Consider the following 13,456-nt stretch of genomic DNA (forward strand, 5'->3'; position numbering starts at 1 on the left):
GCCGCGCGGTCTAGACGACGCGGTCCGGATCGGACCGCCACACGCGCCAGCTCTCGAAAACCGAGATCGCCGCCACCGCCAGAGCGCCGAAGGTCACGGCTTTCAAGCCTTCCGGCTGCGGTGCGAACGGCGCGGCCAGACCGCCCGTCAGGCCGCCCCAGAAGAATAGCCGGCCCGCCAGCCGATTAGCCTTCTCCCAGGCCAGACGGCTGCCGTATGTCCACGGCGTGCGCACGCCGATCATGGCGTTGGGACTGGTCTTGCCCAGCAGGGCGCCAACGAAGGCGACGATGGCGCTGATCGCCATCATGCCGAAACGCGGCCCCGGCTCGTTTGGCCAGCCCCAGGTCAGGCAGGCCTCCAGCAACGCGATCAGGGACAGCACCGCGACGACGGCCTGCCGGCTATAGCGCCGGCCCCGCCGAAGGTGAGCGTCGCTCTCCGGCAGCCGCCCGAAGACCATGGCCAGCGCCGAAATTACGGCCAGGACGAAAGCCACGGCCGCCATCTCGGTCCGGCCGCCCCAGCGGTCGACCTGGCCGTCGAGACCGAAATGCATCGGCAGCGGATGGGTGGGCCCAAAGACGGCGATGGCGCCCGCCACACCGAACTGGCCCAGGGTCAGGATCCACGACGCCGCTTCGGCGCGGCTAATGCGACCGTTCATCACCAAGTTCTCCAAAAGTCTCGGCCTTGCGGGTCGAGTCCACCAGATCCATGAGCACGGCGACCGCTTCCTCGAGCGCCGAGATCCGCAGGCGGTAGCGGATGGAGGTTCCATCGCGCTCGGCGTCGACGAGGCCCGCTTCCTTCAGGGCGTTCAGATGCCCCGTCACGGTCGGCCAGCTCATGTCGAACGCGGCGGCGATCTCACCCGACAGCATCGGACGCTCGCGCAGCATGGCGATCATCCGCCGGCGCGCCGGATGGCCGAGGGCTTTGAAGACACCATTCATAGGCGACTAACTAATTAGGAATGTTCCTAATCTCAAGGCGCAGCGCCCAGAATCTCCAAACATTTGTTCGAATCCCCCCTTTCGTCCCCCCGCGCCCGAACGCTAGTCTCGCCGCCAGCAAAAGGGAGACACGCATGAAGGCCGCTGTTCTGCGCGAGGTGGGCAAGCCCCTCGAGATCGAGACCGTGGCCATCGGCAAGCCGGGCCCGCGCGAGGTGCTGATCCGCACCAAGGCCGCCGGCGTCTGCCACTCCGACCTGCACTTCGTCGAGGGCTCCTACACCCATCCCCTGCCCGCCGTGCTGGGCCATGAGAGCGCCGGGATCGTCGAGGCGGTCGGCGACGAGGTGCGGACCGTGAAGGTCGGCGACCACGTCATCACCTGCCTCAACCCCTATTGCGGCCACTGCGAGGTCTGCCTGACCGGCCACATGAACCTGTGCATCAGCCCGGAGACCAAGCGTCCGAAGGGCGGCGAGCCGCGCCTGTTCAAGGAAGACCTGGGCGGCGGGACCGGCCCGATGGCCCAGTTCCTGAACCTGTCGTCCTTCGCCGAATACATGCTGGTGCACGAGCACGCCTGCGTCGCCATCCGCAAGGACATGCCGTTCGACCGCGCCGCCCTGATCGGCTGCTCGGTGATGACCGGGGTCGGGGCGGTGATGCACACCTCCAATGTCCGGCCGGGCGAGACGGTGGCGGTGATCGGCTGCGGCGGCGTGGGCCTGGCCACCATCAACGGCGCGGCGATCGCCGGCGCGGGCCGGATCATCGCGATCGACCGCATGCCCTCCAAGCTCGAGCTGGCCAAGACCTTCGGCGCCACCGACGTGATCGACGCCTCGGCCGTCGACGACATCGCCAAGGCCGTGGTCGAGATGACCGGCGGCGGCGTCCACCACAGCTTCGAGGCCATCGGCCTGAAGGCCACGGCGGAAGCCTCGTTCAAGATGCTGCGCCGGGGCGGCACGGCCAATGTGATCGGCATGATCCCGGTCGGAACCAAGATCGAGCTGCACGGCGTCGACTTTCTCGGGAGAGCGCCGGATCCAGGGCAGCTACATGGGCTCCAACCGCTTCCCGGTCGACATGCCGCGCCTGGTGGACTTCTACATGCAGGGCCGGCTGAAGCTGGACGAACTGATTTCGCGCCGGATCAAGCTGGAGGACGTCAACAGCGCGTTCGACGAGCTGAAGCGCGGGGAACTGGCCCGATCCGTGATCGTGTTCGACTGATCGCTTTGGTCTAGTCCAGTTGTCACATCACTGACCGATCAGCTGTGCTAATTCCGGCGAAACCTTCTCCGGAGCGCTCTCTCATGCCCCAGTTCGACCGCCGCGGTCTGCTCGCCGCGATCGGCGCCATGGCCTTGCCGCCGGCCCTGGCCCGCGCGGCGGCGATCGACGCCGACGTCCGCACCGGCACGATCAAGGACGTCGAGCACGTGGTGATCCTGATGCAGGAGAACCGTGGCTTCGACCACTATTTCGGGACCATGGCCGGGGTGCGCGGCTTCGGCGACCGCTTCCCGGTTCCGGTGCGCGACACCGCCAAACGCAAGGGCGGTTCGGTCTTCGTCCAGAGCTACGGCGACCAGCTGCTGGCGCCATTTCCCGCTGGAGACCACCAAGACCTTCGCCCACATGCGGGTCGAGAGCACGCCGCACAGCTGGACCGACGCCCAGGACGCCTGGGACCAGGGCCGAATGGACCGCTGGCCCGACGCCAAGCACGCCTGGTCGATGGGCTATTTCGAACGAGCGGACATTCCGTTCCAGTTCGCCCTGGCCGAGACCTTCACCCTCTGCGACGCCTATCACTGCGCGACCCAGACCGGCACCAACACCAACCGCCTGTTCCTGTGGACCGGGACCAACGATCCCTCGGGCGCGCAGGGCGGCCCGTCGATCTCGAACTCGCACGACGACTTCGCCGAAAAGGGCGGGGCCGCCGAGTCCTACACCTGGACCACCTATCCCGAGCGGCTGCTGAAGGCCGGCGTCTCCTGGCGGATCTACCAGGACATGGCCGACAATTTCACCGACAACCCCCTGGCCGGCTTCAAGGCCTATCGCGACGCCCACAAGGACGCTCCGGGTTCGGACAAGCGCCTGAAGGACCTGGCCCTGACTACCTGGCATCTGGACAAGCTGCGCGAGGACGTCGTGGCCGGCCGCCTGCCGCAGGTGTCGTGGATCATCGCGCCCGCCGCCGACAGCGAGCACCCCGCTCCGTCCAGCCCGGCCCAGGGCGCGGACTACACCGCCCGGGTCCTCGACGCCCTGACCGCCGATCCCAAGGTCTGGGCACGGACGGTGCTGATCGTGAACTTCGACGAGAACGATGGCTTCTTCGACCATATGCCGCCCCCGTCGCCGCCGTCCAAGGACGCGGACGGCAAGCTGATCGGCGGCTCGACCATCGACCTGACCGGCATGCACCACACGGTCCGAAACCCGACCGAGGCCAAGTCCGAGCGCGACGACTTGATGAACCGGCCCTATGGCCTGGGTCCGCGCGTGCCGCTCTACGCCATCTCGCCGTGGAGCCGGGGCGGCTGGGTCGACAGCCAGGTCTTCGACCACACCTCGGTGATCCAGTTCCTCGAGAAGCGCTTCGGGGTGATGGAGCCCAATATCGCGCCCTGGCGGCGGGCGGTGTGTGGCGACCTGACCTCGTGCTTCGACTTCAAGACCCCGAACGACAAGCTCCTGCCGCTGCCCCCGACCGCCGAGACCGCGGCCCGCGCGGCCAAGCTGAAGGAGATCAAGCCGCCGACGCCGACCACGATCGTCGCCCCGGTCCAGGCCAAGGGGACCCGTCCCTCGCGCGCCCTGCCCTACGCCCTTGCCGTGGACGGTCGGGTGAAGGACGGGGCCATGACCCTGAGCCTGACCAATTCGGGCGCCCAGGCGGCGGTGCTGCACGTCTATGACCGCCTGCGACTGGACGCGGTTCCGCGCCGCTACACGATCGGTCCGAAGGCCTCGCTGGCGGACGCCTGGCCGGCCGGGCCGCACGACCTGTGGGTGCTGGGTCCGAACGGCTTCCACCAGCGCTTCACGGGCGCCGCGGCGGGGGTCGAGGTCACCGCGCGGGCCAGCGGCGGCGCGATGCGGCTGACCCTGAGCAACACCGACCGCGCGCCGCGCGTCGTCCTGGTCGAGGGCGGCGCCGAGCCCTGGCGCGTCAGCCTGGCGGCCGGCGCCACGCAGTCCAAAACCTTCACGACCAAACAAGGCTGGTACGATCTGACCGTCCGAGACTCCGCAGATCCCACTTGGCTGCGCCGGCTGGCGGGACGGATCGAGACCGGCAAGCCTTCGATCAGCGATCCGCTGATGGGCGGCGCGGCGCGGCTGACGGCCTAGCCAGGCGGCGCAGCTTGGCTAGGGTGTGGCGAACCTCGAGGATTCGCCATGCTCCGCCCTTCGCTTTTCGTGCTCGCCGCCGTCCTGGTCGCCACACCGACACTCGCCGCGCCCAAGGCCGACCCGACCAAGGCCGTCGCCAAGATGGTCGCGTCGCCCGCCTTCAAGGCCGCGGCCGCCAAGCTGGACGCCGACTTCGATCGCACCGTCGCCGACATCGTCACCCTGACCGAAATCCCGGCCCCGCCGTTCAAGGAAGAGGCCCGCGCCAAGGCCTATCTCGAAATGCTGAAGGCCCACGGCCTCACGAGCGTCGAGATGGACGCCGAGGGCAATGTCATGGGCGTGCGCCCGGGCGCGGTGACCAAGGGCAAGGGCCCGTTCGTGGTCCTGGCCGCCCACCTCGACACCGTCTTCCCCGAAGGCACCGACGTGAAGGTCAAGCGCGAGGGGACCCGGCTGATGGCCCCCGGCATCGGCGACGACACCCGCTCGCTGGCCACCCTGCTGGCCTATATGCGCGCCCTGGACGCGGCCAAGATCTCGACCAAGGCCGACATCCTGTTCGTCGGCAATGTCGGCGAGGAAGGCCCGGGCGACCTGCGCGGCACGCGGTTCCTGTTCAACAAGGGTCCGTACAAGGGCCGGATCAGCGCCTTCTTCTCGATGGACGGCTCTGACCCGTCGCGGATCGTCGATCGCGGCGTCGGCTCCAAGCGGTATCGCGTGACCTTCAAGGGCCCGGGCGGCCACAGCTACGGCGCGTTCGGCCTCGTGAACCCGATGACGGCGATGAGCCAGGCCGTGGTCGACCTCTACGCCGTGCAGGTCCCCAAGGAACCGAAGGTCACCTATTCGGCCAGCGTCACCGGCGGCGGCACCTCGGTCAATTCGATCCCGAACAGCGTGTTCATGGAGTTCGACATGCGTTCGGAAAGCGCCGCCGAACTGGCCAAGCTGGACCAGACCTTCATCGGCATTCTCGACAAGGCCGTCGCGGGCGAGAACGCCGCCCGCTCCACCCAGGCCGGCAAGATCAGCTACGACGCCAAGGTGATCGGTGAGCGCCCGGCGGGGAACCACGCCCCAGACCTCGGACATCGTGGTGCTGACGGCCGCCGCGATCTCGGCGCTCGGCATGAAGCCCGAGCATCAGGACAGCTCGACCGATAGCAACGTGCCGATGAGCCTGGGCATTCCCGCCGTCACCATCGGCTCGGGCGGCAAGGCCGGCCGCGCCCACGCCCTGGACGAGTGGATCGACGTCGAGAAGGCGCCTAGCGTACAGGGCATGCAGGTGGGCCTGGCCGCCCTGCTGGCCGTGGCGGGCGTGAACTAAAACTCTACACCGCACCAAGTCTTGTCATCCCGGCTCTCCGCTTCGCTGCGGCCGGGACGACAAGTTTAGGATTGGACAGCTTTGGCTGCAGGTCTGCGCGTCACCAGCCAGATCCCTCCGCACACCAGCGCCAGCGCGACGGCGTTCTTCCAGGCCAGCACCGGCTCGTGCAGGAACAGCCCCGACAGCAGCACGCCGAACACCGGGATCAGGAAGTTGAACACCGCCAGCATCCCGACCGGGTTGTGCTTCATCAGCAGGCTCCACAGCGCGAAGGCCGCCGCCGACAGGCCGGCCATATAGGCCAAGAGCGCCAGCGACCGGATGTCGAAACCGCCCAGGTGGCCGCCCCCGATCTCGCCGATCGCCAATAGCCCCGCGCCGCCGATGGCCAGCTGCCAGCCGGTCATCACCATGGGGTCGAGCTTCTGCGAGAGGGTCTTGCCCCAGATCGAGGCGGCCGCCAGCACGAAGGCGGCGATGACCACGAAGCCTTCGCCCAGCAGGGTGAACTCGAAGTCCAGACCCTTGGCGCGCCCCTGGCCGCCCAGGTTCACCACCAGCACGCCGGCGAAGCCCAGCAGGCAGCCGGCCGCCTTGCGGACGGTGAGGCGGTCATTGGCATAGAGGAAGTGGGCTAGGATCACGCTGAAGAACGCCCCCGTGCCGTTCATGATCGACGACTTCACGCCGCTGGCGTGGGCCAGGCCGATATAGAAGAACACGTACTGCAACGTGGTCTGGACGAAGCCCAGTCCCACGACCGAGGCGATCCGCTCGCGCGGCACGGCGATCGACCGGCGGCCCAGCACGGCCAGGACCAGCAGGATCAGACCCGCCCCCAGGAAGCGCCAGCCGGCGAACAGCATCTGCGTGGCCATGTCGGTCTTGGCCACATGCAGCAGGGCGTAGCCCGCCTTCACCGCCGGAAACGCGCTGCCCCACAGCAGGCAGCACAGCACGGCGACGCCGACGACGAAGCGACGGTCACGATAAAGATCGGCGCGGGGCTGGGACAAACGCGGGCTCGCTCAGGGCTGCGGGCGAAACACCTCGTCCGAGGCGGAGCTTCTAGAGCCTGGGCCAGCACGCTTCAATCGCCGTCTGAAACGCGGCGCCTCACGGCGAGCACGACAGCGTTGGCCCGGCGGCGGCGGGTTAGCGCAGCGTGTTCTTGGCCTTCTCCAGGTCCGCCATCGCCAGCTTCGGCGTATCCTCGCCGCTGACGGGCTGACCGCCTTCGGCCAGCATGCGGTCGATGCGAGCCTTCTGAGACTTGAACGACGCCAGTTCCGAACCGGCCAGGATGGTGCCCTGCGGGACCTTGGCGCCGATCGGGTTGACCCGCTGACCTTTCAGCCAGACCTCGTAGTGCAGGTGCGGGCCCGACGCCAAGCCGGTCGAGCCGACATAGGCGACCACCTGGCCTTGGCGAACGCGCGAGCCGGCGTGGATGCCCGGCGCGTAGCGCGAGATGTGGCCATAGCCGGTGTCCCACTGGCCGGCGTGGCGGATACGCAGCCAGTTGCCGTAGCCGCCCCAGCGTTTGGCCTCCAGCACCACGCCGTCGCCGGCGGCCAGGATCGGCGTGCCGGTTCCGGCTCCGAAGTCGACGCCCTGGTGGGCGCGGGTGTAGCCCAGCACGGGGTGCTTACGCATGCCGAACACCGAGGTGATCCGCGCGCCGTCCACCGGGGTGCGCAGCAGGAAGCCTTTGATGTTCTTGCCCAGCTCGTCGAAGAACTGGCTCTTGCCGTCGCTGTCCTTGCGATCGAAGGCGTAGAATTTCTGCCCCTTCACTTCCGCGTATTCGAGATCGCCGGCTTCGATGGTCCGGCCGCTCTCGGTGACCTTGCGGTCAAACACCAGACAGAAGCGGTCGCCCTCGTGGATGTCGCGCGAGAAGTCGATCTTGTGCGAGAACAGCTTGGCCGCCTCGCTGATCACGGCCGGGGTGCCGCCGACATTGGCCACGCTCTCGTAGAACGAGCCGTTCATTTCCCCGCAGGCGACCTTCTTCTCGTCCTTCACCTTCTCTTCCAGCTCGCGCAGGCGCAGGGCGCCGTCGAAGGTGCGCGAGACGGTCAGGGTCGAGTTGGGGCTGGTGCGCATCGACAGGCCGATCAGGCGGGCCGGCCCCCGCTGGCTGCGGCGCTGGGCGACGGCGGCCTCGAAGGCCATGCCGGCCTTGATGTTGACGGTGTCGATGGCGCCCTGAAGCGTGGCGACGACCGCCTGCGCGTCTTCCGGGGCGACGCCGGCGCGCTGCACGGCGCCTTGCAGGGTCTCGCCCGGACGGACCTTGAGGGCGATGTTCTCGGGACGCTCGAAGCCGGGCTGAGCCTCGGCGCTGGCGAAGGCCACGTGCTGAAGGGCGGTGAGGGCGGCCGGATCGAGCGGCGCGCGGACCGCGACCGGCTGCGCGTCGTCGGCGGTCAGCTTCCAGCCCAGCGCCAGGGCGGCCATGCCGGCCACGGCGGTGAAAACCCTCGGCGCCCAGCGCGTGGCGCTGCGTCGCGGATCAAATTCCTGCATCGTGCCCCCGTCGGTTCGATGCCGCGCAAGTCAAAATGACACGGCCGGGTTGCCCCCCAGCAATCGTCGGGCCGGACCATGCGCGAGGCGTGCTCTCGGCCGCAAGGACTATTCGGCGCTTCGGTCGTTTTGTCACGGTACGGTTAACGGCTGTTAGGACGCGGAGCGTAACCATATGATCGATAAATGAAAACGCCCACCGTCTCCGGTGGGCGCCTTGGGTACGCGGTACTGTTACGCTTACTGAAAATCGTCCGTATCAGGCGGCGTTGACCTGCTCGTTCGGGTCGCGCAGCACGTAGCCGCGGCCCGAGACCGTCTCGATGTGGTGCTTGCCGTGAGCCGAAGCGGCCAGCTTCTTGCGCAGCTTGCAGATGAAGACGTCGATGATCTTCAGCTCGGGCTCGTCCATGCCGCCGTACAGGTGGTTCAGGAACATTTCCTTGGTCAGGGTCGTGCCCTTGCGCAGGGAGAGCAGCTCGAGCATCTGGTACTCCTTGCCGGTCAGGTGAACGCGGTTGCCGTTCACTTCGACCGTCTTGGCGTCCAGGTTCACGATGATGTCGCCGGTCTTGATGACCGATTGCGCGTGCCCCTTCGAACGACGGACCACCGCGTGGATGCGGGCGATCATCTCGTCCTTGTGGAACGGCTTGGTCATGTAGTCGTCGGCGCCGCCCGAGAAGGTCTTGACCTTCGTGTCGATCTCCGACGAACCCGACAGGATCATGATCGGCGTGTTGATCTTCGCGACCCGCAGGGTGCGCAGAACATCGATGCCGCTCATGTCGGGAAGGTTGAGGTCGAGCAGGATCAGATCGTAGTCGTAGATCTTGCCCAGATCGACGCCTTCTTCACCCAGATCCGTCGTATAGACGTTGAAGCCTTCAGACTTCAGCATCAGCTCGATGGTCTGCGCAGTCGCGCTGTCATCCTCGATCAACAGTACGCGCATGAGCCCCTCCACGCCAAATCTGGCGTATTCGAACGTCTTAGGCGGAAGCCCGCCGGAAAACCCTTCGGCCACTTTGCCGGCGAGTTAATTTAAGACTGGTTAATGGTGAATGTTTCCGTTGGCCGAATGGTTAATCTGATTTGCGAATTCGGGTGCAAGCGGTCGACGGGTCCCCGGACACATTGGTCGCAGGCGTCGCGGGGGCCCTTTCCAAGTCCCTAATTCCAGCGCCCAAATCCCTAAAATCCGTGCATCCGCAACGATCCGAACGACGTTATGCGGTTAAGCCCCGCCCGACCGGCATTCGCCTTTGAGGCGAGATTGCGACGTTCCGTCGCGAGAATTTGAACGCCGTGCACGCGCTTTCCGGGCGTCCGCCGACGGACGACGCCGACACGCCAGCTTGGCCATGAGAAGGCCCGCGACGCCTTGCCGCGGCCTCTAGGCCGGGTTTTCCTCGGCCAGCCAGCCGGCGGCCCGCAGCTTGGCGACCGAGGCGCGGCTGACGGGAGCGGTTTGCCCGTCGACAAGCCGAAGGCGCAGGTTGCGGCCGTCGCGCTCGACGCCCGCGATCGCCCGCCGGGCCACCCACCACGAGCGGTGGGTCTGAAGCCCCTCGACGCCGACGAGGCCCGCCGTCACGCGTCCCAAAGGCCCGATCTCCAGCCGCGAGCCATGCTCGGTGCGGATCCGGACATAGTGGTCCTCCATCCTCAGATAGAGCACCGCCCCCGGGTCGGCGGCGGGCGTCGCCACCGGAACCAGCGCCTCGCGCGCCTGGGCCCGCGCGAGCGGGCGAATGCGGATGAAATAGTAGGCCAGGACGATCGGCGCCGTGATCGCCACGCATTGGCCGTACCAGGCCAGCGGCGTGACCAGCCGGCCGATCTCGGGCCACAGGGCCACCGCGACGAGGCGCAGCGGCGCGCCTTGCAGCAAGGCGCCGATCAGCACCACCGCCGCCAGGACCAGCCAGAGCGGCCACCGCCGGCGCCAAGCGAGCGCCAGGCCCAGTCGCGCGAGTCCGCCGATGACGGCCATGCCGGTGACGACGCTACCCACCCAGTAGGCGATCCGGACCAAGGGGCCACCGTTGAAGAAGCTCCCGAACGGCCCCATCAGCCCCAGCAGCACGCCGATGCCCACAGCCACGCCCAGGTCGACCGCCCATTCACGGGCGGTTCCCAGCAGCGGCGGGTTGGAACGACGGGCGGCCATGCCCTTCCTATAGAGCGACGTTAAGCGGAGTCGCCAGCCTCGGCCCATCCGCCCACCCGCGAACCCGTTCGCCCATTCGCGCAAACGCGCTGGCGAGGCGGCGGTCCGGCGGTCACAGCGGCTGCATCGTCATTCGCTGAAGGGCCGTCATGTCGTTCCGTACTTTCCTGTTCGCCGTCCTGCTGACGGCCGCCGCCTCGTCCCAGGCCATCGCCGCCAACGCTGGCTTCATGGTGCTGCGCGAGCCCCGCCCCGACGGCCTGGCGCCGGTCGAGGTCGGCGTCTGGTATCCGACCGACGCCAAGCCGGCCTTCATGCCGCTGGGCTCGTGGGGCCACACCGTCGCGGCCGGCGCGCCCATCGTCGGCGAGCGCCTGCCGCTGATCGTCATGTCGCACGGCAATGGCGGCTTCTTCGGCGGCCACGCCGACACCGCCCAGGCGCTGGCCGAGGCCGGATTCGTGGTCGCCGCCCTCACCCACCCCGGCGACAACTACAAGGACCAGAGCCGCGCCACGGCCATGGCCGACCGCCCGGCGGCGCTGTCGGCCCTGATCGGCTGGATGCTGGAAAGCTCGCCGCTGAAAGCGAAGATCGATCCGGACAAGGTCGGCGCGTTCGGCTTTTCGTCCGGAGGCTTCACGGTGCTGGCGGCGGCCGGCGGCGAGCCGCACCTTTCCAGAATGCCCGGCCATTGCCTGGCCCATCCGAAGAACTTCGACTGCAAGCTGACCGCCGGTCATCCGATCCCCGCCGGGAGCCTGACCGCCAAGTGGGTCCACGACGATCGCATCAAGGCCGTGGTCTCCGCGGCGCCGGCGCTGGGCTTCACGTTCGGCAAGAACGGACTGAAGGGGATCAAGGCGCCGATCCAGCTGTGGAAGGCCGCCGACGACGAAATCCTGCCCGGCGACGACTATGCCGAGGCGGTGCATCGCGACCTTGGCCGCCCCCACGACTATCACGTCGTCGAGGGCGCCCGGCACTTCGACTTCCTCACGCCCTGCGACACCGCCCCGCCGGGCGCGAGCCAGGCGCTGTGCGAGAGCGCGCCAGGCTTCGACCGCCGCGCGTTTCACGGGACGTTCAACGCGGCGGTCACCCGGTTCTTCACCGACCAATTGGTCGCACCGGGCAAGCCGCTTCCGAAGGGCTGACTTCACACCCGGTTAACCACGATGGCGGACTCTGCGCTCACGAGCGTGACAGCCAAAAGTGTCCGCGGTTTTGGCGGCCGTCACGCTCGAAGGAATAGACGCCGAACCTGTCCGGCGGACAGGTTCGGTGGGGTTAGGAGCCGTCTTGCGTAGCCTCATCGCCGCCGTCGAACGTATCGATCCGCTGACCATCTATGGACGTGTGGCGGCCGTGAACGGTCTGCTGATCGAGGTGCGCGGCGGCCTGACCCGGCTGACGGTCGGGGCCCGCGTCGAGATCGAGCGCCCCGGCCAGAAACCGTTGCCGGCCGAGGTGGTGGGCTTCCGCGAGACCCGCGCCCTGCTGATGCCCTTCGGTCCCGTCGAAGGCGTCGGCCCCGGCGCGGAGATCCGTTTCATGCCGGAAGGCGCGGTCGTCCGGCCGACCAAGGCGTGGCTGGGCCGCATCATCAACGCGTTCGGCGAGCCGATCGACGGCCTCGGCCCCTTGCCCCAGGGCGAAGTCCCCTATCCGCTGAAAACCCCGCCCCCGCCGGCCCACGCCCGCGGCCGGGTGGGCGAGCGCCTGGACCTGGGCGTGCGCTCGATGAACGTCTTCACCACCACCTGCCGCGGCCAGCGCCTGGGCATCTTCGCCGGTTCGGGCGTCGGCAAGTCGGTGCTGCTGTCGATGCTGGCCAAGGAGGCCACCTGCGACGCCGTTGTCGTCGGCCTGATCGGCGAGCGGGGCCGCGAGGTTCGCGAGTTCGTCGAGGAGACCCTGGGCGAGGACGGCCTGCGCCGCGCCGTCGTCGTGGTCGCCACCTCGGACGAGCCCGCCTTGACCCGCCGCCAGGCCGCCTACATGACCCTGGCGATCAGTGAATATCTGCGCGACCAGGACCAGGAAGTCCTGTGCCTGATGGACTCGGTGACCCGCTTCGCCATGGCCCAGCGCGAGATCGGCCTGGCCGCCGGCGAGCCGCCGACCACCAAGGGCTACACGCCCACCGTCTTCACCGAGCTGCCCAAGCTGCTCGAGCGCGCCGGGCCCGGGCCGATCCGCGCCGACGGCACCACCGCCGCGCCGATCACCGCGCTCTTCACCGTGCTGGTGGACGGCGACGACCATAACGAGCCGATCGCCGACGCCACGCGCGGTATCCTCGACGGCCACATCGTCATGGAGCGGGCCATCGCCGAACGCGGCCGCTTCCCGGCCATCAACGTCCTGAAGTCGATCAGCCGGACCATGCCGGGCTGCCAGCACCCGCACGAGCGCGAGATCGTCAAGGGCGCGCGCCAGGTGATGTCCGCCTACGCCAACATGGAAGAACTGATCCGCATCGGCGCCTATCGCGCCGGGGCCGACCCCGTGGTCGACCGCGCGATCCGCCTAAATCCTGCGATCGAGGCTTTCCTCAGCCAGGATAAGGAAGAAGCAACGTCTCTAGACGACTCTTTCGGTCATCTGGGGCAGATCCTGGCGAGTGAGTACTGATGACCAAGTGGGCCGCCTCGCTAATCCGCATCTCGAACCACGAGGTCGAGACGCTGCAAAAACGCCTCGCCGAGATCACCGAACGCCGCATGGCGGCCGAACTGCGCATCACCATGCTGGACGCCGAGGCCGAAGCCGAGGCCAAGCACGCCGAGGGTGACGCCAGCGCCGGCTGGTACATGATCGGCTATCGCGAGGGCCACAAGCGCCGCAAGGCCGACATGCTGGTCCAGATCGAGCAGTGCCTGCAGGAAGAGATCGGCGCCCGCGACGCCCTCTCCGAGGCCTTCGAGAACCTCAAGAAGTACGAGCACGTCGCCGAGCAGGCCAAGATCCTGGCGGCCAAGAAGCTGGGCGCCTACGAAGCCGCCCAGATGGACGAAGTCAGCATTCGACGCGCCGCCATGGGCGGGCGCTAGAGCGCGACCCGCGAAGTGGAGACGG

General features: G+C 68.0%; 9 protein-coding genes and 3 pseudogenes. 6 read left to right on the plus strand and 6 right to left on the minus strand.

The window, feature by feature from the left end; translation table 11 throughout:
• Positions 1-10: 10 nt before the first annotated feature.
• Positions 11-667, minus strand: a complete 657-nt coding sequence (locus tag ACHMW8_RS02465) for an SdpI family protein (protein ID WP_395444654.1) — start codon at positions 665-667, stop codon at positions 11-13.
• Entirely contained in the window at positions 651-956 is a 306-nt protein-coding gene (locus tag ACHMW8_RS02470; RefSeq protein WP_125155533.1) for a metalloregulator ArsR/SmtB family transcription factor, read from the minus strand. The genes ACHMW8_RS02465 and ACHMW8_RS02470 overlap by 17 nt, the downstream gene beginning before the upstream one ends.
• Positions 957-1,090: 134 nt before the next feature.
• Here ACHMW8_RS02470 and ACHMW8_RS02475 point away from each other — a divergent pair.
• The 3 pseudogenes from ACHMW8_RS02475 (at position 1,091) to ACHMW8_RS02485 (ending at position 5,667) form a co-directional block, all read left to right on the plus strand.
• A pseudogene (locus ACHMW8_RS02475) lies at positions 1,091-2,192 on the plus strand (Zn-dependent alcohol dehydrogenase).
• An 83-nt stretch (positions 2,193-2,275) separates the two neighbouring features.
• Positions 2,276-4,328: pseudogene (locus tag ACHMW8_RS02480) on the plus strand (phosphocholine-specific phospholipase C).
• Between the two features lie 48 nt (positions 4,329-4,376).
• Positions 4,377-5,667, plus strand: a pseudogene (locus ACHMW8_RS02485) (M20/M25/M40 family metallo-hydrolase).
• A 65-nt stretch (positions 5,668-5,732) separates the two neighbouring features.
• Here the strand turns inward: ACHMW8_RS02485 and ACHMW8_RS02490 are convergent.
• From ACHMW8_RS02490 to ACHMW8_RS02505, 4 genes are all read right to left on the minus strand, one after another.
• A complete protein-coding gene (locus ACHMW8_RS02490) occupies positions 5,733-6,686 on the minus strand; it encodes a DMT family transporter (protein ID WP_125155529.1) in 954 nt (317 codons plus the stop codon).
• Positions 6,687-6,825: 139 nt separating this feature from the next.
• Positions 6,826-8,202, minus strand: a complete 1,377-nt coding sequence (locus ACHMW8_RS02495) for a peptidoglycan DD-metalloendopeptidase family protein (protein WP_395444655.1) — start codon at positions 8,200-8,202, stop codon at positions 6,826-6,828.
• 259 nt (positions 8,203-8,461) lie between these two features.
• Positions 8,462-9,157 (minus strand): response regulator transcription factor CtrA, encoded by a 696-nt coding sequence (ctrA, locus tag ACHMW8_RS02500; protein WP_395444656.1) that lies wholly within the window; start codon positions 9,155-9,157, stop codon positions 8,462-8,464.
• Positions 9,158-9,598: 441 nt separating this feature from the next.
• A complete protein-coding gene (locus ACHMW8_RS02505) occupies positions 9,599-10,375 on the minus strand; it encodes a LytTR family DNA-binding domain-containing protein (RefSeq protein ID WP_395444657.1) in 777 nt (258 codons plus the stop codon).
• A 149-nt stretch (positions 10,376-10,524) separates the two neighbouring features.
• Between ACHMW8_RS02505 and ACHMW8_RS02510 the strand changes: the two genes are divergently transcribed.
• From ACHMW8_RS02510 to ACHMW8_RS02520, 3 genes are all read left to right on the plus strand, one after another.
• On the plus strand, positions 10,525-11,532 hold the full coding sequence (locus ACHMW8_RS02510; RefSeq protein ID WP_395444658.1) for an alpha/beta hydrolase family protein: 1,008 nt from the start codon (positions 10,525-10,527) through the stop codon (positions 11,530-11,532).
• A gap of 145 nt (positions 11,533-11,677) precedes the next feature.
• Positions 11,678-13,012, plus strand: coding sequence for a flagellar protein export ATPase FliI (gene fliI, locus ACHMW8_RS02515; RefSeq protein ID WP_125155525.1), 1,335 nt, complete (start codon positions 11,678-11,680; stop codon positions 13,010-13,012).
• Positions 13,012-13,431 (plus strand): flagellar export protein FliJ, encoded by a 420-nt coding sequence (locus tag ACHMW8_RS02520; protein WP_125155524.1) that lies wholly within the window; start codon positions 13,012-13,014, stop codon positions 13,429-13,431. The genes fliI and ACHMW8_RS02520 overlap by 1 nt, the downstream gene beginning before the upstream one ends.
• Positions 13,432-13,456 lie beyond the last annotated feature (25 nt).

This window comes from Caulobacter sp. UC70_42 (assembly GCF_044056025.1).
GTDB lineage: Bacteria > Pseudomonadota > Alphaproteobacteria > Caulobacterales > Caulobacteraceae > Caulobacter.